Below are 23,175 nucleotides of genomic sequence, written 5' to 3' on the forward strand. Positions count from 1 at the left end.
CAGGCAGCCGGTTGCGCGCCCAGGCCCGAGGAGGGGGAACGGGGAGAATGCAGGTCGACATCATCGTTGACGGCGAAGGCAGCGACGAATTCTTGACGTCCCTGTATCGCTGGCTGGCGCAGGACCCGGATGTGCGATATCAGGCGAGGGTTTCCCTCTCTCCTCGACAGACCGGGCCCGGGGAGATGGGTGGCGCGCTCGAGGTGATCAATGCGGTCGTCACGAACGGAATCGCCCTCGGCGGCCTGGCGGTGGCCTGCGCCACCTGGCGTGCCGCCCGCCCCGCGGCCCCGGCAGTACGCATCCAACGAGGTGAAGTGACGATCACTGTCGAGGACGGTTCACCGGACACGGTGAACCGCATCGTGGAGGCCTTGGAGCGGCATGAGCCGGAGGCCGGCGAAGGCAGAACGGAATAACAGCGGCCATGGGAACCCTGCCCGACCCCGATGCCTCACAGGCACTGCTCATCGGCGTCCATACCTACGAGAATTTGGAGGACTTGCCCGCCGTCGAGCACAACTTGGCCGGACTCACGCGGGCGTTCACCGATCAGTCCTTGTGGGGGCTGCCCCCTTCGCACTGCGTAACGCTGCCTCAGCCACACAGCGCCCAGGCGGTTCTCGACACTCTCAGCGGCGTCGCCGCGCGCGCCTGCGACACCTTGATCGTCTACTACTCCGGCCATGGACTCACCGACCCTCACAGCGATGAGCTGTATCTGGCCCTGCCCGGCTCGGACCAGGAACGCATGTACACCACGCTGCCCTACGAGTGGTTGCGTCGGGCCGTGCTTCATCCGCGGGTCAGGGCCCGGCGCAAGGTGGTGATCCTGGACTGCTGCTACAGCGGGCGGGCTCTGCTGGGTGGAATGAGTGGCACTGACCAGGTCGCCGACCAGGCTCTTATCGAAGGCACTTGCTTGTTGGCGGCCTCGGCGGAGACGCGTAGGGCGCTGTCCCCGCCGGGTGAGGAATTCACCGCGTTCACCGGCGAGTTGATCACCGTCCTGACCGATGGCATCGCCGACGGCCCGCCCCTGCTGGACATGGACACTCTCTACCGGCACCTGTACGCCACTCTGGCGGCCAAGGCCCGACCCCTGCCCCAGCAGCGCAATCGCAACACTGGCGGGCTGATCGCACTGGCCCGCAACCGGACCCATTTCTCCGACAGCCAGGATTCGCGGGCCGCGCAGCCCCCGCTGCCCGCTCCCCCGTCGGATTCCTCGCCCGCCTTCCCGTCGCGGCCCGCGTCCCCTCCACGGCCCGCCTCCCGAGCGCGCGCCGCTTCCCCGGTGAACGGTCCGTCGCAAGAGAGCCCCGCCGCAGTCGGCGAGCAGCACAGCCCGAACCCTCCGCTCCGGCAGGAGGCGGCGCCCGAAGCCGTTGTCATCGTCCCTGGCGAACGCCGCGGGAAAATCAGCGCCGCAAGGGTCATGGTCGGCACTGCGGCAGTTCTGGGCCTCCTGGCTGTGGGGATCCCGATTGCCCTCTCCTGGCGAGAAGACTCGGCCGGCCAAAAGGACGGCGCCTCCCGCACCGGGTTCGACGCCGCAACCAGCAGTGTGGTCAACGCGTCGGACACCAAGGGCGGCACTCTGAAGTTCATCGGCTCCCAAGACGCCGACTCGTGGGACCCGCAACGCGGTTACCGGACCTTCATGTGGAACTTCGCCCGCTACTACACACGCCAACTGGTGACCTACGCACCCGAACCGGGCCCCAAGGGCGCCGAACTCGTGCCGGACCTGGCCACGTCGACGGCGAAAATCTCCAACGGTGGGAAGACGTACACGTACACGCTGCGCGACGGGGTCACGTGGGAGGACGGGTCGCCGATCACCTCCGCGGACATCAAGTACGGCATCGAGCGGATCTGGGCCCAGGACGTCATCTCCGGCGGCCCCCTCTACCTGCAACAGGCTCTCGACCCCGAAATGACCTACCGGGGCCCGTACAAGGACACCTCTCTGAAAGCCATCGAGACACCCGACGACAAGACCATCGTTTTCAAGCTGCCCAAGCCCAACGCCGACTTCGAGCAGATGCTCGCGATGCCCTCCGGCTCCCCGGTCAAGGCCGCGAAGGACACCAGGTCGAAATATGGGCTGGATCCGTTCTCCAGCGGCCCGTACATATTCCAGTCATACCGTCCTAACCAGTCCCTGGTGCTGGTACGCAATCCCCACTGGGACAAGTCGTCCGACCCGATCCGTGCGGCCCTGCCGGACAAGATCACGGTCACCATCACCACCAACCCCGCCGAGCTTGAACTCCGCCTGCTCAAGGGCGACTACGACCTCGACCTCAATGCCACAGGCCTGAGCAAGCCCGGCATCACCAAGACGCTGGCCGACGCGGATCTGAAAAAGAACCTGGACAATCCGGAGACCGGCGTCGTCCGCTACGCGGCCTTTCCGCAGTCGGTCAAGCCGCTGGACAACATCCACTGCCGTAAGGCGATCGCGTACGCGACGGACAAGAAGTCGCTACAGACAGCGCGCGGCGGCCCCCAGACCGGCGGTGCCATCGCCCCGAACATGCTGCCGCCGAGCATCAGAGGGGCGGAACCCACCTTCGACCCGTACGGCGTACTCAAGAACGGCGGTGAGCCGAACCTGACCCGGGCCAAGGAGGAACTGAAGGCATGCGGCCGGCCGAACGGCTTCTCCACCACCATCGCGGTACGCAACACCCCTGTCGACCTGAGCAGCGCGGAATCACTGCGGTATTCGTTGAACAAGGCCGGCATCAAGGCACGGATCGAAACAATCGACACGACGCAGTTCGGCAGCGTCACCGGTGATCCGCAGGTCGTGAAGGACAAGGGCTACGGCATCATCATCACAGGTTGGGTGGCCGACTTCCCGACCGGGCTGGGCTTCTTGCAACCACTGGTCGACGGCCGCTACATCACACCGAGTTCCAACTTCAACTTCGGTGAGATCAACGACCCGACAATCAACAGACTCTTCGACAAGGCCGCAGCCGAGGCCGCGCCGGAGAAAGCCGACGAGATCTACCGGCAGATCAACCACCGGGCATCGGAGAAGGCTTACTATCTGCCGTTTGTCTATGAAAAATCCGTCACCTGGCGCAACTCCCGGCTGACCAACGTCTATACGACTGACGCGTACGGCGATTGCTACAACTATGCGTCACTGGGCATCAACGACAATTGACGCCCGTGAGTACACCGCCGGCGTTTCCTGGCCGGTTGCGGCGGCGTGCCCCAGCCAGGGCGGGCGGGGGCGACCGGGGCGTGGTGCCCGCTCGCCGCGTGTGGTCAGTGACGAGCGGGGGTTCGTGGTTCCACGAGTACGAGCCCGGGACTGTCGGCGGGGTGCTCGGCCAGGGGAACGAGGCGGCGCGCGGTACGGCACGGTGGGCAGGCGCGGAGCGTCCGCCCGGGACCGCTCGCCGAGTGGACGACGCCGACGACGATGAGCGTGTCGTGGGCGTGACCGCAATAGCCGCACAGGGGCTCCGGGGCGCCCTCCCTGGTCACCCGCGGGCCTGCCGCTCCGCTTTACGCAACTGCGCGCCGACGGCGCAGACCGAGGTCTCCGTGGCGCACGCGGTGCACTCTTCCGTGTGCTCCAGCACAGCGACGTACGCCGCCGAGTGGGCCGCGCCCGGGTCGTGTTCGCACCGCTCGCGTCCGACGCGCAGCAACTCGTTCACAGCGGCCGGCAGGCATAAGCGGTCGATTCGCTCCACTGGCACGGCCCAGTAGGGATCGACCGGGGCGGGTTCCGTACGGTCCACTCTCGGGATGCCGAGCCATCCACCCCGACCACGGGCCACGGCGACCGGAGACCGCCACACCTCGCACGTCCCGGGAGGCACCAGGGCGTAGTACCAGTGCCCGGGGTGGCACACCACCGGACCGTCGAGGACCTCGGCCAGCGCGCCACTCACGACGGCCGGGACAGTGCTCCAGACGGCGGCGTGGACCAACTCCATGGGCATACGGACGGCGTCGTACAAGATGCCCGTCCGCAGAATCGCCGGGCGGCCGTCCGCCCAGTCCTGTTCGGCGATGTCGGGGTGTCGGGTGGTGGAGACCAGCCATCGGGCGATGGCCTTCTCCGGCCGCACTCCGCCTCGGGTACCGCTGGCGGGGCTCACCGGGTGGGCTCCAGGTCTGCATCGAAGGCGGGCGCGAACCGTACGGGAATCGTGAGGAGACGGGCGATGCGTGTCACCCAGTCCTCCTCCCGGCCCCGCTCGCCGACCTCGTAGTCATACGAGGTGACGGGCCGGCCGTAATGCGAGAGGATTTCTTCGGCGCCGTGCGGAAGGTTGGTCACGTGCAGGTGGTGCCCGGCATCCGTCTCAGTGACGGTGAGCCCGGAGTCCCGCAGGTGACCGGCGAGTTTTCGCAAGCCGTTGGTATTCACACATTGACGGTCTCAGGGCGGGAGTTTCTGTGGGATATGACAACCTATGACACGAAGTCGATCATGCGATCTGTGGCGATAACGGGCACTCGCGACACGGGACACCGGAGTTCCGCTGAGTACGCGCGAATCTTCGCCGACTACATCGGCCCCTTTGCCGCGGCCCCCTCACATTTCTTCATCGGTGGGGCAAAAGGAATCGACAGCCTGTCTCTGCTGTGGCTCGCCGCAAACACCACCGCGCGGATCACCGTCGTCGCTCCCGGCACCGTCGACCAGCAGCCGGACGAGGCCCGCCAGGCGATCGCGCACGCACGCGCCCGAATCAGCCAAGTTGTCGAGCTGGCCGCCGCCGAATTACGGACCCCCTCCTACTTCGCCCGCAACCGGTGGATGGTCGACCATTCCGATATGACGATCGGATTTCCTAGGGAAGGTGCTCCGCCGACGGGAACTTGGCAGACTCTGAACTACACAGCCGATCAAGGGAAACCTCGGCTGATCGTGCCCGTGTAACCCCATTCCGCGTCACCATGGCGGACATGGACGGCAGAGCAGCGGGGGCCATCGCGCTGAAGCGACCACGACGACGACGCGGGCTCTCCCTGGCAGACACGGCACGAGCACTCACCCAGTACGCGGAAGACCTGCGTCATCCACGCCTCCCCGCAGTGGCGAGCGTGCAACGGTCCGTGGCGCGCTGGGAGTCGGCGGCACCTACGATGCCGGACGAGCGATACCAGTTACTCATGGCTCACCTGTACGCGCATACCCCTTCCGGCGACCTGGCACTTGGGGCCGGCACCGACTTTGCCGAATACCTGGACGCGCTCGGACAACTCGGTGAAAGCGAGAGGCGCATCGCCGAACTGCGCACCACGCTCCTACGGGCCGCTACCGACGCGGGCGGCGGCATGCTCGCGCTCATGTCTCCCGGAGCACAGACCATTCTCGCCGACGCACTCGTCGACCCTTCCCGAGCCGACGACGCGACGGCCGCCACCCTGTCGTCGGTCGTAGCTGACGTCAACGCCCAGGTGGGCTCGCTGCCGTTCGTACGACTGCAACTCATGCTCGCCCCCGCAGTCGAAACGTGCCGGCGCCTCCTGGCGGGCCCACTCCCCGGGCCGATCGTTCCCGCGCTGCGGAAGGCCGCTGTTGCCGCGTCAGCGCTGGCCGCCCGCATCGCCTTCGAGACGCGGGACGATGCCGCATCTCGGGCCCTGTACGTGGAGGCGAACCGCGAGGCCGCGCTCCTGGGGCAGCCCTGGCGCCAGGCCAACGTGTACATGAGCCACGCCCTCGTCACCCTGTACTCCACTCATGGAATCGACAACGCCAGGCCGCTGGTCAATCAGGCTGTACGAGCCGCGCGGACCGGCGAAAGCGCACGCGTGCGGGCACGCGCCCACGCTCTTCAGGCCGAGATCGCAGCACGAGCAGGGGAAGAGCGGGCGTCTCAGGCCGCCCTCGCACTGAGCTGGTACGACATCGAAAGCAACCAGTCCGACGATCCGGCAGCCGAGTCGTTCTCCTCCGGCCATCTCCGCGGCTTCGAGGGGGTACGCGAACTGTATGTGGGCAATCCATCCACAGCACACGACCGGTTCGCGCGATCGGCCGCCGCTCTCACCGCACCGCGCGAGCAGGTACAGCGCGCAATCGTCACCACGGACCAGGCTCTCGCCAGGATCCGGATGGACGATGCTCAGGCTGCGGCCGAACTGCTTCATGAATGCATCACCGCCGCCACCTCCACCGGCGGCAGGGTCCCCTCGATCCGGCTCCGCCGGGCCCGGCAGGAGCTGCGCCCTTGGCGGCGTGAGGACTTCGTGGCCGACCTCGATGACCACCTCATGGACGTCCTCGGCACATGATGCTCGCCAGATATCCACTTCGGATGAGGCAGATTTTCCGGCCGGTCTTGCGGCGACTGGCCGAGGTGGCGAACCTGCTGAACGGCGTAGACACTGCCCGCGCCCGAGGCGCCGCCGAGGAGTTGACGGAGTACGCGCGGTCGAAGGGACAGAGCTGATGCACGAGGTGACATTCGAGCGGTACGAGGGCCAGGAGGCCTGCGCTCAGCTCGACGTGTTCCTTCCCGCTTACGAGGAGGTGTACGTCGAGCCCCCGTACTGCGAAGGCCCCTGCGACGTCGCCGAGTTCGTCAACCGCTACCGGCTCCAGGCGAAGCGCCCCGGCATGCGCCTGGTCCTCGCCCGCGACGGCGACGGGGTGATCGGCTTCACGTTCGGCTACTTCCTGCCGGCTGACACCCGCTGGTGGAGCAACCTCCAGGAGCCGCTGCCCGCCGACTTCACGCGGGAGGACGGCACTCGCACGTATGTGATCATCGAACTCGCGGTGCGGAAGGAGTGGCGACGCCGGGGCGTCGCCGCCAGTCTGCACGCAGCCCTGGTCGAAGGCCCGGACGCCGAACGGGTCACGCTCACGATGCGGCCGGAGCCGACGGCTGCCCCGGCCCAGGCCGCCTATGCGGCGTGGGGGTACCGAAAAGTCGGCGTATCCCGCCCATGGGCGGAGGAGCCCGTCTACGACGTCATGGTCCTCCAACTCCCCACCGCCGGGCAGCCGTAGCACCACACTGGGGCGTCAGCGCAACGTTGTCAGTGCACCCGGACATTCGCCGCGCTCCGCCGCAACGCTGGGCTCCGCCGCATCCGCTTCCACGACCTCCGGCACTCCGCCAGCGTGCGGCGCCCGGCGGGCCAGCTCTTCAAGGGCCGCGCGCATGGCCTCCGTCACCAACTCCAGGCGGGTCAGGTCACGGACCGCGGCCAAGACGTGAGTGGAGTCCGTGCGCTGCCGGCCACGCTCCCGGACCAGGCCGACTGCCCGGATCTTCTCCAGCGCGAGGTCGAGCAGCCTGTCCGCCCGGCGTTCCTCGGCCAGACGCTCGCGGAAGTCGGTGAGAACGCTGTGGTGGAAACCGGAGTCCTCCAACTCCATGTCCAGGGCGTACTTGAAGTCGATGCGGTTGCGCACGGACTCGGCGGCCTGCCGGTCGGACAGCCCCAGCAGGAACTGCAAGGCCGACACCGTGGCCAACTGAGCAGGCGACAAGCCCGGCTTGCCGTCCCGGGATACCACTCCTCGAAGTCCTCATCGCTCCACAAACCGTTGAGGTGGTCGCGGATGGCCATGGCGGTGGTGCCGCGCGGGTTGCACGCCCGAGCCACGCGCACCGTCAGCTCGGGAACGACACAGCCGGTACGGGAGCGAACGCACATCTCGGGCCTCCGAAGTCGCGGGCCCCAACCGTGCCACCCGCACCGGCCATCAGATCCGTCATTCTCGGGACGCTCACCACGAACGGGTGAACCCTCATCGACACACCCCACGCCAGCATCACCGGGCACGAACGTTCCGTTCATCCAACGGCCACCAGGGCCGCAGGAGACTTCCAGACCGCCGACCAGCCCGCTGAGCTGCCATCTGACCAGTTGAAACGCATCGTTCACATGACTCGCCCAGCATGATCAGCCACGCCGAGTTTCAAGATCCCCGACAGCGTCAGGTACTTACGTCGAGAGGGCTTTTGAGTGGTTGGCGACGACAAGCGGCATCGTGCCGGGTACTCAGCGGGCAGGAGTCAACGCCGGGAGGTGTGAGGCGGGGGCAGCTGCCGGCTCCGGGTGACGGGCGAGGCCCGTGGGGCCTGTGGGGAGGCAGGTCTGGAGAGCGGTGAGCAGGCGCTGTACGTCTTCGTGCGGGCGCACCACCAGGCGCAGGAACTGGCTGCTGCTGCCCAGTTTGTTGCCGCATTCGCGGATGAAGATGCCGTGCTCGGTGAGCAGGCGGTCGCGCAAGGTGGCGCCGTCGACCCCGTCCGGCAGCTTGACCAGGAGGAAGTTCCCCTGGGAGAGGAAGACGATGAGGTCGGGCAGCGCGGCCAGTGCCTGGGCCATGTTGGCGCGGTCCCGCGCGAGCAGGGCCAGGCTCTGGTGGTACTCCACTCCGTACTCCTTGAGCATGAACACCACGCTCTCGGCGAAGGAGTTGAGGTTCCACTTCGGCAGCGCCTTGCGCACGGTCGCGGCGAGTGCGGGGTTGGCCACGAGGTAGCCGAATCTGATGCCGTGCAGTCCGAAGTTCTTGCCGAGGCTCTTCAGCACGATCACATTCGACCGGATAGACGCCTCGTCGGCGACGGACGGGGCCCGTTCGGCATCGACGAAGTCGATGAACGACTCGTCGACCACCACCAGGTCGAGGTCGGAGAGTTCGTCGAGCAGCCACAGCACCTGGTGTCGGCGGAGGTAGCCGCCGTCGGGGTTGTTGGGGTTGCAGATGACCGCCACCCGGGAACCGCGCCGGCGGATGAAGCGGACGTACTCCTGGAGATCGAGGGTGAAGTCCTGGTCCTCGTGCAGCGGGAACATGTCCACGCGCTTGCCGGTCTCCAGGGGCTGGTCCGTCCAGCGCCCGAAGGTGGGGATCGGGATGGCCAGGCTCTCGCGTACGAGCAGATGATCGATCCAGGTGATCAGCTCGGTGGAGCCGTTGCCCATCGCCACGGTCTGCGGGTTGAGGCCGAGCACCGCGCACAGTTCGGCGGTGACGGTGTCGGCGTCGCTCGGGTAGTACTTCAGGATCGATTCCAGGGAGCCGCGCATCCGGGCGAACATGTCCGGGGTGGGGAAGTACGGGTTGCACGGTATGCAGAAGTCGACCCGCTGCTGCGCCGGTTGGGCCCTGGCGTACGGATCGGCCTGAGCCGACGGCTCGGGGTGTTCCGCCGGGGTGCCCGGCGACAGGCGGCTCAGCATGGCCCAGGACGGACTGTGCGCGGCACTGCGCAGAAGGCCCATTTCAGGGGGCTGGGACATGACAGAGGTCTCCTTACGGTCGGTGCGTCCGGGAGGTGCGTGAGGGGACGGGGGCACGGAAGTACGCGGCGCCTGAAGGGAGTTCGGGGCTCGCCGGTGGCGGCGGCTCTCGGCGATCAGCGTGCGCGCCGCCTGCGCGCCACCAGTACGACGATGCCCGAGGCCATCACCGCACCGCCCGCCGCCGCCATCGGCATGTAGTCGGCGGGCTCGGACTGCGATCCGGCCGGTACCGGTACGGACTGCGGAGCGGACGTCGCGGGCGAGGACTCAGCGGCGGAAGGTACTGGGGCAGCGGCCCCCGGGGCGGAGGTTTCCGGGGCGGACGGTTCCGGGGCCGGGGCCTCGGGAGCGGGCGCCGAGGCCCGATCCGCGTCGTCGGGCGGGGAGGCCGACGGGGGTTCGGAGTTCTGCGGGGTCCGGTCCTGGTCGGCGGTGTCGCTCCCGGTGAAGTCGATGTCGGAGCACGAGTAGTACGTGTCCGGGGTGCTGGAGTTCCGCCACACCGTATAGAGCACGTGCCGCCCGGTCCGTCCGTCCGGGAGCGCGCCCGTGATGCGGTACGCGCCGTTCTCCAACCGCGGGTCCTTGGCCGTGATGAACGGCTGCGGGTCCAGATCGTCCCACGTCAGCGCCTTGCCCGGGTCGTACCCCTCGCGGGTGAGGTAGAGGCTGAACGTCCCCTCGTGCGGGATCGTGGACGCGTAGGTCAGTGTGAACGCGGCCCCGGCACGGAGTGTGGTGGCGGGCCAGTCCGTACGGGCGAGATCCAGACCTTTGTACGCGTCGAGGCCACCGCTGCACAGCTGTCCGTCCGGGACGACCTGGCGGTCCCGGCCGTTGACGTCGGCGATACGGAGGTTGTCCCACGCGCCGATCGGCCGGCCGCCGTTGGCGCCGACGGCCGCGCGGCAGGCCGCGGACCGGGCGCGCTGTTCCCCCTCCGGACCGCAGGCGGCGACCCGGCTGACGGGGTCCGTCGGTGCGCCGTGCGCGTACGCCGGTCCGGCCGTCAGTGTGATCGACGCCGTCAGCCCGGCGAGCAGGAGTGGCACGACGGCTGCGAAGGGCGCGGCGGCGGAAATACGGTGGCGGATCATCCGTGACAGACCTCCTCGGCGGGCCCCGGTGACCTCGCGGCCCGGCAGCATGCCGTGTATTACGGCCGTGACTCACGGGGCGTTCAGAGGAAGTACCGCGACCTTCGGCGCGGCGCGCTCGGAAGGCCGGCTAAGCGCGGGTGCACCCCTGCGCGCCGGTACGAATACGCGGGGCAGCCCTGCGCGGCGTGACTACCGCGTACTGATCCAGTGCGGGTCCGGGACCACGGTCAGGACCGCCGAGAGCAGAACGACCACCGCCAGTGCCGCCAGTTCTCGGCGCACGGGCGTGACCATGTCTCCCCCGCGGCGCAGTCTGCGCCTGGCTGTCAGGGCCAGGCCGCTCACCAGCGCGATCAATATGAGTTTCGCGATCAGTACGCGTCCGTACGCCGTCGTGAGAACGACATCGGCGGGGAGTCGGCGCAGGGCGGAGACCGTCCCCGTGGCGGCCAGCGCGACGAAGAGCCAGCCGGCTATCCGGGCGTAGCGGGTCAGTACGTCCCTGGCGGCGGCAGGGTCGTCCCGCCGCAGCCACATCGTGCGCACTATGTAGAGCAGGCTGCCGGTCCACAGTGAGGCCGCCGTCAGATGGACAACGGTGAGGGCGGCGCCCAGCAGCGGTGTGTACTGCTCCGGGTGGGCGCGGAGCGCCTCCGCGCCCACGACCACGGCCAGCGGGGCCACCGCCGATATCGGCCGGCTCGTCGCCGCGCACCAGGCGGCGACCAGGAACCCGTTGGCCATGACGAGCAGGAGCCGACCGTCCACGGTGCCGTACACCGCGGTGATCTTGAGACCGCTGACGAAGGCGAGCAGTCCGATCTGTCCGGCCGAGGCGGTCGCCCCGGCCAGTGCGGCGGCGACCGCCCAGCTGCGGGGCACGGGGTCCGTACGGGCGAGCCGGTGGCCGGACAGTTCGCCCAGGTGGAGCGCGAGGGCCGCGAAGACGACCACCCGCAGTGCGGTGGTGACGCCCGCGCCGGGGATCCCCAGCTCTCCGGTGCCACGCGCCGCGATACCCACGCCCAGCAACGCGACCAGCAGGGCGACCAGGACTCCCCCGGCGACCAGCCCCGCCGTCAGGGCGGGGCTGCGAACGGTGGAACCGCTGGTGCCGTCTTCGGACGGACCCGGAAGTATCACCTTCTGATCATCCCTACCGGGCGCCGGACGCGGCAACGCGACTGTGGCGAACGCGGTAGGGCCGACGCGGCGGGAGGGAACCCGGATGCGTACCGGGTGCCCCGTGCGCCGGACGCCGCAGGAATGGAGCCGCGTCAGGAGGAGCGGCGTCAGTTCCCGGTGCGGGAGGCCAGGAACTCGTCGAAGGTGAGAAGCCCGTCACCGTTCACGTCGTGCGAGTTGATCACGGCCTGCGCCACGGTCTCGGTCACATGGAAGTCACCGAGCTGCGCCATCGCGCTCTTGTACTCGGCCGCCGTGATGCGCCCGTCGCCGTCCGCGTCGAACCGGTCGAACGCCTTGCGCGCCTCGTCTATGTCCGCCACTGTTTCCGTCCCTCCGTGGAGCCGTAATGACAGGGGTCAGATTATCCGTTCGCGTTCACTCGTTCGGCGGCAACCCGGGACCACGACGGATCGTGGGCGTACGGAGGGGAGACAGGGCGGGGACAAGGGGGTGAGCGGCGGGGCGGCCGGACCGGGTGATCCGGGTCCGGCTGTCGTTGGGGAACGCCCGCGGCGCACGGGCGTTCCGGAGAATGGGCGGCGGCCGGAAAGCGGCGGCGGCCCGGAGGGTGAACGGCGTCCCGGGGAGCGGGCTCTACGGGGAACTGGCTCTACGGGGAACTGGCTCTACGGGGAACTGGCTTTACGGGGAACTGGCTTTACGGAGAGCGGGCTTACGGAAAGCGGGCTCTGCGGAGAGTGGGCTTACGGAGAGTGGGCCGCCGACCGGTGGGATGTCAGCCGCGCCACGGCTCGTAGTGCGGGTTGTCCACGCACTGGGACATGATCTCGGTCTTCTTGTGCTCGTCGACCGGGCAGGCACCGACGATGCGCTCCCGCGAGACACCACCGGGGAAGGCGACCTCCTCCGCCCCCGCGGGGATCCGCGGGTCGGCGATCGTCTTCTTGACGTCGATGCCGCCGGGGGCGTCGACGTAGTAGTTGAAGCCGTTCTTGGACCACCGCTTGTACAGGTCGTGGTCGTACGACATGGAGACGAACGGCGAGGGCTGGTCGACCAGGACGTACTTCTTCACGTCGTACTGGCCGCCCAGCGGCGCTTTGGGCAGGAAGCCCTGCTCGAAGATGAGCTCCGGCCGTCGGCTGTCGGCACGGTAGAGCTGCTTGCAGTCGGTGCGCCAGGAGGGCACCGGAGTGATCCGGTCCACCTCGACGCTGTGGTCCGCCGCGGCGAACATCGGGTCGGCCACCGCGGGACAGTGTTCGAAGGGCTTGGCGGCGGCGGGCTCGACCGGGGTGGGCCTGACCGGGACGGGCCGGAGGGAGGCGGCCGCGGCCGAAGGCGGCGCGGGCGCGGCCTCGGTGGCGGCGGCCGGGATCAATGCGGCGGCGACGCACAGGGCTACAGCTGCGGCCCGTCGCCGCGAGCGAGGAGTGATCATGGGGAGCACCTTCCACGCTGCACGACGACGGGCCGGGGATCCTCACCCGAACAGGGGCGTGTCAGACCGCCGCCCTGCCCTACATGGCCTCAAGAGCCGTCAGGAATGGCGAGTTGACGCCAAATAGCGGGCCGCAGGCCGGCGTCGGTACGTCGGCCGGCCGGTTCCCCAGCCGTCCGGTTCTCCGGTCGTCAGCGGAAGACTCCCGTGTGACCGAGCGAGTAGCGGCCGGGCTGCGGGTAGACCGCGAGTCCGTGCGGTCCGCCGCCGACCGGGATCCGGGCGAGTTCCTTGCCCGTGGCGGTGTCGATCGCGTACACCTCGGAGTCGTAACGCCCCGACAGCCACAGGACCTTGCCGTCCGACGAGACACCGCCCATGTCCGGGCTGCCGCCGCCCGGGAGCCGCCACTTCTTGGCGAGGTGCTTGCGGGCGAAGTCGAAGACGGAGACGGTCCCCTCGCCACGGTTGGAGATGTACATCACCTTGGAGTCGCGGCTGACGTAGAGCCCGTGCGTGCCCTTGCCGGTGGCCAGCAGCTTCGGCGTGGTGAACTTCTCGCCGTCCAGCACCCACATGCCGTCGGCCATCATGTCGGCGATGTAGAACGTCTTGCCGTCGGGCGAGATCTTCACGTCCTGCGGCATGGCGCCCTCGAAGGGCAGTTTCCGCTGCGCGAGGACCTTCATCTTCGCCGTGTCGACCTTGAGGAGTTCGCCGGAGAACTCGCAGGAGACGATGAAGTACCGCCCGTCCGCAGAGAAATCGGCGTGATTCACGCCCGCGCAGGTGACCGGAACGGTCTTCATCACCTTCATCGTGTGCGGGTCGCGGAACACCAACTCCCGGTCGAGCGAGGCCATCACGATCGCGTACTTGCCGTTGGGCGTGAAGTAGAGGTTGTACGGGTCGTGTACGTCGACCGGTTCGCCGACCTTGCCCGTGGCGGGGTCGATGGGGGTGAGGGTGTGGCCGCGGTTGTTGTTGACCCAGAGGGTCTTGAGGTCCCAGGAGGGCACGACGTGCTGCGGCTGCCGGCCGACCGGGATGGTGTCGATGACCTTGTACGTCGCGGGGTCGATGACCGAGACCGTGTCCGAGTGGGTGTTGGGGACGTACACCCGGGACGGGAAGCCCTTCACGACGGGCGAGAGCAGGCCGGGCCGGTCGGCGGCGTAGATGTCCTTGGGGTTCCGCACCGGCGGCATGCCCGGCAGCCCGGCGGGCCGGGCGGGGGCGGAGGCGACGGCGCGCACGGCGGCCTTGGTGACGCGCGGCTCGGGCTGTTGGGCGTCGGGGCCTCCACAGCCCGCGAGCAGGGCGAGGAGGGCCGTCGCGAGGAGCGCGACGGTCCGCGTGGTGAGCGGGACAGGCCTGAACCGAACAGGCCTGAACGGAACGGTGGTTCGCCGGGCCGTGGTTCGCGCGATGGCGGTTCGCGAGGTGGCGGTCCGCGCGGCGGGCGGGGCGGTGGTCCGCGCGGGGCGGGAAGGCATCCGGTGCATCAGGTCAGCAGCTCCGTGGTCGTCACCGCGCGCAGGCCGCGGCGTTCCAGTGCGTCGAGGAGGGCGGGCAGCGCGGCGACCGTGTCCGCGTACCCGAAGTGCAGGCTCACCACGGAGCCGTTGCGGATCTGTCCGGTGACGGTGCGGGTGACGGCCGCGGCGCCGGGTGAGGTGTAGTCGAGCGAGTCGACGTCGTACGAGAGGACATGCGGATAACCCGCCCGCCGGGCCAGTCGCTGGACGAGCGGGGTGGCGTGCTGGGTGCGGGACGGGCGGAACCAGCTGCCGATGGAGCCGGTGAGGCGGCGCAGCCGCTGGGCACAGCCGGTGATCTCCGCGTATGCCTCCGCCTCGTCCATCGTGGAGATGTCGGTGTGGTGCAGCGTGTGATTGCCGAGGTCGTGGCCGCCGTCGAGGATCCGGCGGGCGAGGGACGGGTGTTCGTCGAGCCAGCCGCCCACGGCGAGGACGGTGATCCGGGCTCCGGCGCGCTCGGCCTCGCTCAGGACGGCGGTGGCGGTGGCGGGGTCGCCCTGGCCGTGGAAGGTGAGAGCCACCCGGGGATGGTTACGGGGGCCGTGGGCGATCTCGGCGGGCTGCCCGGGGAAGCGGCGGGGCGGAGGCGCGTCACGGGCGGCCCGCCGCGCGTTTCCCGCGGCGGATCCGGTCGGTGGTAAGGAAGTTGACGTGGACGGTGGCGTGGACGGGGCGGTGGACGGGGCGTCCGACCCCGACGGTACGGCGGCGGGCCCGGCGCGGCCGCCGTCCGTACAACCGGTGGCGAGGGCGCCCGTGACGGCCGCGCCGGCTGCTGCGCGCAGTGCACTGCGACGGTCGATCGGGATCACGCCCCCATTTAAGGGGGGAAGTGGGTGAAAGGTGATGATTGACCCGATGAGGGGCGCTTACGGGTCGTTACCTGCGTACGCCGTCGCCGGACGTGGGGAGGCTGCCGAGGGGACCCGTCGCCGGGCCCGGGGAAATCCGTCCGCCCGGCCCAGGAGTCCGAGCACCGGACAGGGGCCCGACGCTCCCGGCCCAAGGAGTCCCGGCCCAGGAGAGTCCGCCCACCCGACTCACGGAGTCTGACGGTCGGCGACCCGCATCTCGAACCAGGTGGTCTTGCCGCGCGGCAGCAGATCCACCCCCCAGCGGTCGGAGAGCCGGTCCACCAGGAACAGCCCGCGCCCGCTGATGTCCATCTCCTGCACCGGCATCAGACACGGCAGCCCCCGCGAGGGGTCCCGCACCTCGATCCTGATCCAGCCGCGCCGTCGCAGCATGCGTAACCCGAAGACCCGCGCCCCGGTGTGCCGTACGGCGTTGCCGACGAGTTCGGAGACGAGCAGCACCGCGTACTCCGCCGTCTGCGGCGAGAGCGCCCACTGGCGCAGCACCACACAGTGAGTGATCCGGCGGGCGGCGGAGGCGGACTCCGGGCGGGAGGGCAGCCTCACTTCGCCGTCCGTCGGATTGCCGTACAACTCCAGCGCTCTGAGCGCTTGTTCGTCTTCGCCGGACGGTATCCACCGCGCAGCGGTCGCGTTCCCGCGCTGCCGCGGTTGCTCCACACCCTCCAGGCCCGCCATGCCCCCATCATGGCCGCCAGGAGCCTTTCCCGGGGCCGTTCCCAGGTAATCGACCTCACCGGAATGAATCATTCCAGGGGGCGCAGTGGCATATGCCCCGGGCAGGGGATGCGCCCGAACGACCGTCCTGACCTGCACATACGTCGAGTGATTCAATGATCACCAAGAGCGATCAAGGTGATTATCTTAACGCTCTTTTAAGGCTGTATTAAGCCATGCACCGGGTTGACGCGGCGACTCTCCGTGTCCGGCGGAAACCCCCACGAGCCCCCGGCGCGAGGCATGCGCGCGACCCCGGGAACCGCCTCGCGAGGTCGCCCGGACGTCCCCGGGAACGGCCCCGTGAGGCCGGTGCGGCAGCCGGCGAACGTGATCAGAGGAATGTGGCCTTGCCCGGCCCGTCCTCCACGAAGGACCGCATGCCCCGCTCGCGATCCTCGGTGGCGAACAGACCCGCGAACCAGGTGCGTTCGACGGTGAGGCCGGTCTCAAGGTCCGTTTCCAGCCCCGCGTCGACCGATTCCTTGGCTGCCCGCAGCGCGAGCGCGGGCCCCTGGGCGAGCTTCTCGGCCCAGGCGCGGGCCTGCTCGTACACCTCCGCCGCCGGGACCACCCGGTCGACCAGGCCGATCGACAGGGCCTCGTCCGCCCTCACCTGACGGCCGGTGAAGATGAGGTCCTTCGCCCTGGACGGGCCGATCAGCCGGGCGAGGCGCTGAGTGCCGCCGGCGCCGGGGATCAGGCCCAGCAGGATCTCGGGCTGCCCGAGCCTGGCATCGGCCGCGGCGATCCTGAAGTCGGCGCAGAGCGCCAACTCGCAGCCCCCGCCCAGCGCGTAGCCGGTGACGGCCGCGACGACGGGCTTGGGGATACGGGCCACCGCCGTGAACGACTCCTGGAGCGCCCTGGACCGTACGACCATCGCCGCGTGGTCCATCTCCCGCATCTCCTTGATGTCGGCTCCGGCCGCGAAGACCTTCTCGCCGCCGTACAGGATCACGGCACGTACGTCGTCACGCCGGCCCGCCTCCTCGGCCAGCTCCCGCAGCCGGTCCTGGATGGAGGCGTTCAGCGCGTTCATCGGAGGGCGGTCGAGACGGATGGTGCCGACACCGCCGGAGACTTCGAGGGTCACATGGGTCATACGAGGCAGGTTAGACCGACCGGCGATCGGGGGGGGGAGAAGGAGCGGGGGTGGGTGCGTGCAGATGCGAGGCGGAGGACCGAGTCGACGCGGAGCGTTGGTGAGGGACGGCAACGCCGCGGATGCGCGTGCCCACCCCGCGACGCCGCCCCCCTCGATCGCCGGTCGGCCCTGACGCTCGCTTACGACAAAGGACCCGGCGCACGGGGTCACCGTGCACCGGGTCCGTCGTGGACCGCGTCGCCTCCGTACGGAGGCTCTCGCGTACGAAGCTCTCGCCTGGGGGATCCCCCGTACCGGACTTCCTGCGGACGTAGGTTCCGCGTACGGAGATCCCCGCCTGCGAGGCTCACGCCACGTACGTACGTACAGGCAGGCCTACTTGGTCCACTCCGACCAGGGCATGTTCCAGCCGTTCAAGCCGTTGTCCGGGGCGATCTGCTTGTCGTTCGAGTTCTTCACGATCACGACGTCGCCGATGAGCGAGGAGTTGTAGAACCACGCCGACGGGGTGCCGTTGTCACCGCCGCCTCGTATGTCCCGCAGCCCCACACAGCCGTGGCTGACATTCGCCGATCCAAAAGTGCCGGAAGAGGCCCAGTAGTTGCCGTGGACGAAGGTGCCCGAGGTCGACAGACGCATCGCGTGCGGCACGTCCTTGATGTCGTACTCACCGCCGAAGCCGACCGTCGCGCCGTTCATCCGCGTCACCGCGTACTTCTCGCTGATGACCATCTGACCGTTGTACGTGGTGGTCGACGGGGCGCCCGCCGTGATCGGGATGTTCTTGATCTGCTTGCCGTCCCGTACGACCTTCATCGTCTTGGCGCTCGCGTCGACGGTGGAGACCTGGCTGCGGCCGACGGTGAACTTCACCGTCTTGGCCTGCTTGCCGTACACCCCCGGGCGGCCCTCGACGCCGTCCAGGTCGAGCTTCACGGTCACCTTCGTACCCGCGGCCCAGTACTTCTCGGGCCGGAAGTCCAGCCGGTCGTTGCCGAACCAGTGGCCCTCGATCGGTACGGAGGGAACGGCCGTCACCCTGATGGCCTTCTCCACGGCCTCGGGCTCGGTGATGCCCCGGGTGAAGTTGATCGAGACAGGCATGCCGACACCGACCGTCGAACCGTCCTCCGGCGTGTAATGGCCGATGAACGTGTTCTTCGGGACGAGCGTCGTGAAGCTCGTGTCCTTGGCGGACGCCCGGCCGTCGGCGTCCTTGGCGACCACGTGCACCTTGTACTTGGTGCCGGCGGCCAGATGCTGGAGCGGCTCCCAGCTCGCGCCACCGGCGGCCGTCCTGCCCTCGACCGGGTTGCCCTTGTCGTCCTGGACGGTGACCTTGGCCAGCTTGCCCTTGTCGGCGGTGACTTTGAGGGCGCCCGTGGTGGCGACCCCCTTCGCGCCGTCCTTCGGCGCGACGGTCAGCACGGCGGCGGACGCCGCGTTCTTCACCCCGTTCGCGCCGTTGTCCCCCTTGCCGCTGTCGTCCGCTGCGTTCCCTCCCCCGCCGCAGGCGGTCACCAGCAGGAGCAGCGCCCCCGTCATCAGGGCCGTCAGGCCCGTTCCCCTGCGTCCCCCCGGCCGTACCGGTCGCCGTCCCTGCGGCCCCCGGTCCGACGCGGCCGTCATCTCCGATATCCCCGATATCGGCAGCCCGTTCACCATTGGTCGTCTCCCCTCGCGCGGCCTGGCCCCGCCACGGCCCGCACTCCCGCACGCGCGTGGTAGTGCACGCGCATGGCGCAAGATAATCACACCGCGCGCTCGGTGGAGAGCTCGCGAATGTCACCGTTCCGTCCCAACAGGCCCTGGGCAAGTCCCGGGACGGTGCAGGTCATACGGGCTGTACGGGCCGTGAGGCCGTGCGGGGGAAGAGCGCCGGGTACGAGGGCGAGGGAGCGAGGCGCGGGGACTCAGCGGAGTGCCGAACCGGCTTTCCAGGTTTCCCAGTTCAGATTCCAGCCACCCAGACCATTGTCGGCGGCCACCACGCGGTCACGGGAATTGACCACCTCCACGACATCGCCGATCAGTGTCCGGTCGAAGAACCAGCCGGCCGGAGTGTCCGCTCCGCCGCCCTTGATGTCGCGCAGACCGACACAGCCGTGGCTGACGTTCTTCGAGCCGAAGGTGTCCCGCGGCGCCCAGTAGTTGCCGTGCAGGAAGGTGCCCGAGGTGGTCAGCCGTACCGCGTGCGGCACGTCCTTGATGTCGTACTCACCGCCGAAGCCGACCGTCCTGCCGTCCATGCGTGTGACGTCGTACAACTCGGTGACCACCATCTTCCCGTTGTACGTGGTGGTCTTGGGGCCGCCCGCGGTGATCGGCACGGTGGAGACCAGCTCTCCGTCGCGCCATACCTTCATGGTGTGCTCCTCGGCGTCGACCAGCGAGACCTGGGAGCGGCCGATCGTGAAGCCGACGGTCTTCTGCTGGATGCCGAACACCCCCGGCGCCGCCTGGACGTCCCGGAGGTTCAGCTCGATCCCGACCCTGGTGTCCGGCTTCCAGTACTCCTGCGGCCGGAAGTCGAGACGGCCGTCGCCGAACCAGTGGCCCACGATCTCCACCGGCGGCTGCGAGGTGATCCTGATGGCGCGTTCGACGGCCGCGCGGTCGCGGATCTTCCGGTTGAAGTCGAAGGAGATGATCATGCCGGTGCCGACGGTGGAGCGGTTCTCCGGGGAGAAATAGCCGATGAACCGGTGCGTGGGGACCGTCGTCGTAAAGGTGGTGTGGCGGGCCGAGCGGCGGCCGCGGGCGTCCACGGCGACGGCGTCCACGCTGTACTTGGCGGCCAGCGCGACCGTCGCGCCCCTCTCCGGGGTCCACGAGCGGCCGTCCTCGGAGATCTCCCCGGGCAGTTCCGTCGGTGTCGCGTCCTCGACCTGTGTCACCTCCACCCGCTCCAGCCGGCCGTCCGGCACCCTCACCTCGATCCGGTCCGTGCGGCCGATGCCCTTCGCGCCGTCCTCGGGAGTGATCCGGATCGTGTCCCCCGGCGCCCGCGCCTTGCCTTCCATGAAGGTTTCCTCGCCGGTGCATCCCGTCAGGCCGACCACGCCGGCCATCAGTCCTGCCCATGTCAGGAAGGCGGCCGTGCCGGTCCCTGCGCGCTTCAGTACGTGTCTCACGCCCCGCCCAACGACCACCCCCCTCCGGGGGAAACGTGAGGGCGGGCCCTCTTGCGGGCAGAACAGGTGGGAGGACCACGCGAGGAGAGCGACGGCCGGGACGCCGTACGCACCGATCCGCGAGGCCCACGAGCCGCGGGAGGCCGGTCAGGTGGCGAGCGCAGCCGAGCAGAAGGCAGTGCGGAAGTCGGCGGAGGAGGCTCCGGAGGAGGACGGGAAGAAGGGGGCTCGACAGGGCGCGGAAGCGCAATGGGGCACGGAAGCGGACCGGGGAGCGCGGGCGGACAGGGGCGCGCGAACGGCGCGAGCGGCTCAGGCGGCCACGGACGAGGGGCCGGGCGAGCGGGCGCAGGAGCGGGCATGTGGCGTCGGGGAACAGCGGGCGTACGCGATCGGCGAACAGCGGGCGCGGGCGGTCGCGGGCGAAGGCGCACACACGGTCACGGGCGAAGGCACACACGCGGTCACGGAGACGCGGGTACGCGAGGCCCCGGAAGGAGCGGGCGTACGCCCCGGCCCTCTTCCGGCGTCCGGGCTCAACGGCCGTCGCCAGGAGCCCGGCCCGGCCCCGGACACCCCGGGCCGGGTGGTCTGGCCGGGTGCTCCCACCCCGCTGGGCGCGCGCTACCGGGTCGGCCCCGACGGGATCGCCGGCACCAACTTCGCGCTCTGGGCGGGCGGTGCGGAAGCCGTCGAGCTGTGTCTCTTCGATGACGGGGGCGCCGAGACGCGGCTCCCGCTGGCCGAACTGACCCATGAGATCTGGCACGGCTTCGTGCCCGGCGTCCGCCCCGGACAGCGGTACGGATTCCGGGTCCACGGCCGCTGGGACCCCTGGACGGGTGCCCGTTGGAACCCGGCCAAGTTGCTGCTCGACCCGTACGCCCGCGCCGTGGACGCGGCCGAAGGGGCCGGCGGAAACGATTACGGCCGGCTGCCGCCGGAGGTCTACGGGCATGTGCGCGACTGGCCCGAGCAGCGTGTCGCGGACACCGTGCGCGACGACCGGGACTCGGCTCCGTACGTCCCCAAAGGGGTCGTCGTCCACGACGGCGCGCCCGACGACGAGTGGACCGACGACCGGCGCCCCAAGACCCCGTGGGCCGATTCGGTCATCTACGAACTGCATGTGCGGGGATTCACCAAACTGCATCCCGGGGTGCCCGAGGAGCTGCGCGGTACGTACGCGGGGCTGGCGCACCCGGCGGCGATCGGCCATCTGCGGCGGCTCGGCGTGACGGCGGTCGAGCTGCTGCCCGTACACCAGTTCGCCCACGAGGACCATCTGCTGCGGCGCGGACTGCGCAACTACTGGGGTTACAACTCCATCGGCTACTTCGCCCCGCACGCCGGTTACGCGGCGGGCGGCTCCCGGGGGCAGCAGGTCGAGGAGTTCAAGGGGATGGTGCGGGCGCTGCACGCCGCCGGGATAGAGGTCATCCTCGACGTGGTCTACAACCACACGGCGGAGGCCGGGGAGCTGGGTCCGACCCTGTCCCTGCGCGGTATCGACAACCGCGGCTACTACCGTCTGCCGTCCGACGCGCGCCGGTACACCGACTACACCGGCTGCGGGAACACCCTCCATGTGGTCCAGCCCCAGGTCCTGCGGCTGATCACCGATTCGCTGCGCTACTGGGTCACCGAGATGGGCGTCGACGGCTTCCGCTTCGACCTGGCGGCGGCCCTGGCCCGCTCCATGCATGACGTCGACATGCTCTCGCCGTTCCTCGCCGTGATCGCCCAGGACCCGGTGCTGCGCCGGGTGAAGCTGATCGCCGAGCCGTGGGACGTGGGCAACGGCGGCTATCAGGTGGGGGCGTTCCCCCCGCTGTGGACGGAGTGGAACGACCGTTACCGCGACGCCGTACGGGACTTCTGGCGCGGCGCCCTGCCCGACGTACGGGAGATGGGATACCGGCTGTCCGGGTCGAGCGATCTGTACGCGTGGGGCGGGCGCCGGCCGTACGCCTCCGTCAACTTCGTCACCGCGCACGACGGATTCACGCTGCGCGACCTGGTGTCGTACGAGCGGAAGCACAACGAGGCCAACGGGGAGGGCAACCGGGACGGGACGAACGACAACCGCGCCTGGAACTGCGGCGCGGAGGGCGAGAGCGACGACGCCGAGGTCAATGCCCTGAGGCGGCGGCAACTGCGCAATCTGCTCACCACACTGCTGGTGTCGACCGGGGTGCCGATGCTGGTCGCGGGCGACGAGATGGGACGCACGCAGGGCGGCAACAACAACGCGTACTGCCAGGACAGCGAGGTGAGCTGGCTCGACTGGTCGCTGCTGGAGCAGCCGGGCCCGCGCGCTCTGCACGAGCTGACCGCGCGGCTGCTCGCCCTGCGGCACGCCCATCCCGTACTGCGCCGCCGGGCCTTCTTCTCCGGCCGGCCGCAGGCTGCCGACGGGCTGCGGGATCTGGCGTGGTTCACCGCGCGGGGCGCGGAAATGACGGAACGGGACTGGTACGCGCCGACGTCGACGCTCGGACTGTTCCTCTCCGGGCGGGACATCCCGGGCCGGGACGCACACGGCCGGAAGATCACGGACGACAGCTTCCTGACGGTCCTGCACGCGGCGGACCGGCCGGTGGAGTTCATGCTGCCGGGGCCGCCGTGGGCCCGGACGTACGAGCTGGTGATGGACACCGCGCGGGAGGACCAGGCCCAGGCGCCGGGGACCGTGCACGAGGGGGGTACGACGGTGACGGTCCCGGCGCGGTCGGTGCTGCTGTGGAGGATACGGAGCTGACGGAACCAAGCGGCCGGAACAGAGGGAACAGAACCGGACGGAGCCGACGGAGCCGGTGGCCGGGGGCTGCGTCGTCCGGCGGAAAACACCT

The 23,175-nt window shown here is 69.4% G+C and carries 20 protein-coding genes and 1 pseudogene; 7 read left to right on the forward strand and 14 right to left on the reverse strand.

Translation table 11 applies throughout. The features are described 5' to 3' along the window. Positions 1-47: 47 nt before the first annotated feature. Positions 48-419 (forward strand): hypothetical protein, encoded by a 372-nt coding sequence (locus tag ACIOJD_RS01280; RefSeq protein ID WP_401907615.1) that lies wholly within the window; start codon positions 48-50, stop codon positions 417-419. 8 nt (positions 420-427) lie between these two features. After that, positions 428-3,184, forward strand: coding sequence for an ABC transporter substrate-binding protein (locus ACIOJD_RS01285; protein ID WP_401907616.1), 2,757 nt, complete (start codon positions 428-430; stop codon positions 3,182-3,184). 322 nt (positions 3,185-3,506) lie between these two features. Here the strand turns inward: ACIOJD_RS01285 and ACIOJD_RS01290 are convergent, their stop codons facing one another. Together ACIOJD_RS01290 and ACIOJD_RS01295 are read right to left on the reverse strand one after the other, a co-directional pair. Beyond that, the gene (locus ACIOJD_RS01290) at positions 3,507-4,133 is read right to left on the reverse strand and encodes a hypothetical protein (protein ID WP_401907617.1); all 627 of its coding nucleotides are present in this window, start codon (positions 4,131-4,133) and stop codon (positions 3,507-3,509) included. Next, positions 4,130-4,315, reverse strand: a complete 186-nt coding sequence (locus tag ACIOJD_RS01295; protein ID WP_401907618.1) for a hypothetical protein — start codon at positions 4,313-4,315, stop codon at positions 4,130-4,132. The genes ACIOJD_RS01290 and ACIOJD_RS01295 overlap by 4 nt, the downstream gene beginning before the upstream one ends. On the opposite strand from ACIOJD_RS01295, the gene ACIOJD_RS01300 reads away from it, so the two are divergent. The 4 genes from ACIOJD_RS01300 to ACIOJD_RS01315 are packed head-to-tail and all read left to right on the forward strand — an operon-like array spanning position 4,316 to position 7,003. After that, on the forward strand, positions 4,316-4,921 hold the full coding sequence (locus tag ACIOJD_RS01300; protein ID WP_401907619.1) for a hypothetical protein: 606 nt from the start codon (positions 4,316-4,318) through the stop codon (positions 4,919-4,921). A 26-nt stretch (positions 4,922-4,947) separates the two neighbouring features. Further along, positions 4,948-6,282, forward strand: coding sequence for a hypothetical protein (locus ACIOJD_RS01305; protein WP_401907620.1), 1,335 nt, complete (start codon positions 4,948-4,950; stop codon positions 6,280-6,282). A gap of 23 nt (positions 6,283-6,305) precedes the next feature. Further along, a complete protein-coding gene (locus ACIOJD_RS01310; protein WP_401907621.1) occupies positions 6,306-6,440 on the forward strand; it encodes a hypothetical protein in 135 nt (44 codons plus the stop codon). Beyond that, positions 6,440-7,003, forward strand: a complete 564-nt coding sequence (locus ACIOJD_RS01315; RefSeq protein WP_401907622.1) for a GNAT family N-acetyltransferase — start codon at positions 6,440-6,442, stop codon at positions 7,001-7,003. The genes ACIOJD_RS01310 and ACIOJD_RS01315 overlap by 1 nt, the downstream gene beginning before the upstream one ends. Positions 7,004-7,018: 15 nt before the next feature. Here ACIOJD_RS01315 and ACIOJD_RS01320 read toward each other — a convergent pair whose 3' ends face one another. The 12 genes and pseudogenes from ACIOJD_RS01320 to ACIOJD_RS01375 form a co-directional block, all read right to left on the reverse strand. Further along, positions 7,019-7,465 (reverse strand): transposase, encoded by a 447-nt coding sequence (locus ACIOJD_RS01320; protein WP_401908851.1) that lies wholly within the window; start codon positions 7,463-7,465, stop codon positions 7,019-7,021. A gap of 587 nt (positions 7,466-8,052) precedes the next feature. After that, positions 8,053-9,237: pseudogene (locus ACIOJD_RS01325) on the reverse strand (pyridoxal phosphate-dependent aminotransferase); the annotation flags it as partial. A 134-nt stretch (positions 9,238-9,371) separates the two neighbouring features. Further along, complete coding sequence (locus tag ACIOJD_RS01330) at positions 9,372-10,355, reverse strand: lytic polysaccharide monooxygenase (protein ID WP_401907623.1); 984 nt, start codon at positions 10,353-10,355, stop codon at positions 9,372-9,374. 192 nt (positions 10,356-10,547) lie between these two features. Then, on the reverse strand, positions 10,548-11,501 hold the full coding sequence (locus ACIOJD_RS01335; protein ID WP_401907624.1) for a CopD family protein: 954 nt from the start codon (positions 11,499-11,501) through the stop codon (positions 10,548-10,550). 149 nt (positions 11,502-11,650) lie between these two features. Then, positions 11,651-11,866 (reverse strand): EF-hand domain-containing protein, encoded by a 216-nt coding sequence (locus ACIOJD_RS01340; RefSeq protein ID WP_401907625.1) that lies wholly within the window; start codon positions 11,864-11,866, stop codon positions 11,651-11,653. Positions 11,867-12,282: 416 nt separating this feature from the next. Next, a complete protein-coding gene (locus tag ACIOJD_RS01345; RefSeq protein ID WP_401907626.1) occupies positions 12,283-12,948 on the reverse strand; it encodes an ADP-ribosyltransferase in 666 nt (221 codons plus the stop codon). Positions 12,949-13,139: 191 nt separating this feature from the next. Then, positions 13,140-14,453 carry a hypothetical protein gene (locus ACIOJD_RS01350; protein ID WP_401907627.1) on the reverse strand — a complete coding sequence of 438 codons (1,314 nt, stop codon included), beginning with the start codon at positions 14,451-14,453 and terminating at the stop codon, positions 13,140-13,142. Further along, complete coding sequence (locus tag ACIOJD_RS01355) at positions 14,453-15,301, reverse strand: polysaccharide deacetylase family protein (RefSeq protein WP_401907628.1); 849 nt, start codon at positions 15,299-15,301, stop codon at positions 14,453-14,455. The genes ACIOJD_RS01350 and ACIOJD_RS01355 overlap by 1 nt, the downstream gene beginning before the upstream one ends. A gap of 228 nt (positions 15,302-15,529) precedes the next feature. Then, positions 15,530-16,042 carry an ATP-binding protein gene (locus ACIOJD_RS01360; protein ID WP_401907629.1) on the reverse strand — a complete coding sequence of 171 codons (513 nt, stop codon included), beginning with the start codon at positions 16,040-16,042 and terminating at the stop codon, positions 15,530-15,532. A 373-nt stretch (positions 16,043-16,415) separates the two neighbouring features. Next, the gene (locus ACIOJD_RS01365) at positions 16,416-17,186 is read right to left on the reverse strand and encodes an enoyl-CoA hydratase/isomerase family protein (protein WP_401907630.1); all 771 of its coding nucleotides are present in this window, start codon (positions 17,184-17,186) and stop codon (positions 16,416-16,418) included. Positions 17,187-17,564: 378 nt separating this feature from the next. After that, entirely contained in the window at positions 17,565-18,851 is a 1,287-nt protein-coding gene (locus ACIOJD_RS01370; protein WP_401908853.1) for an Ig-like domain-containing protein, read from the reverse strand. Positions 18,852-19,102: 251 nt separating this feature from the next. Next, positions 19,103-20,323, reverse strand: coding sequence for an Ig-like domain-containing protein (locus ACIOJD_RS01375; RefSeq protein WP_401907631.1), 1,221 nt, complete (start codon positions 20,321-20,323; stop codon positions 19,103-19,105). Between the two features lie 586 nt (positions 20,324-20,909). Between ACIOJD_RS01375 and glgX the strand changes: the two genes are divergently transcribed. After that, a complete protein-coding gene (gene glgX / locus ACIOJD_RS01380; RefSeq protein WP_401908855.1) occupies positions 20,910-23,084 on the forward strand; it encodes a glycogen debranching protein GlgX in 2,175 nt (724 codons plus the stop codon). Positions 23,085-23,175: the final 91 nt, after the last annotated feature.

The organism is Streptomyces sp. NPDC088116 (genome assembly GCF_044741745.1).
In the GTDB taxonomy this organism is placed as follows: domain Bacteria; phylum Actinomycetota; class Actinomycetes; order Streptomycetales; family Streptomycetaceae; genus Streptomyces.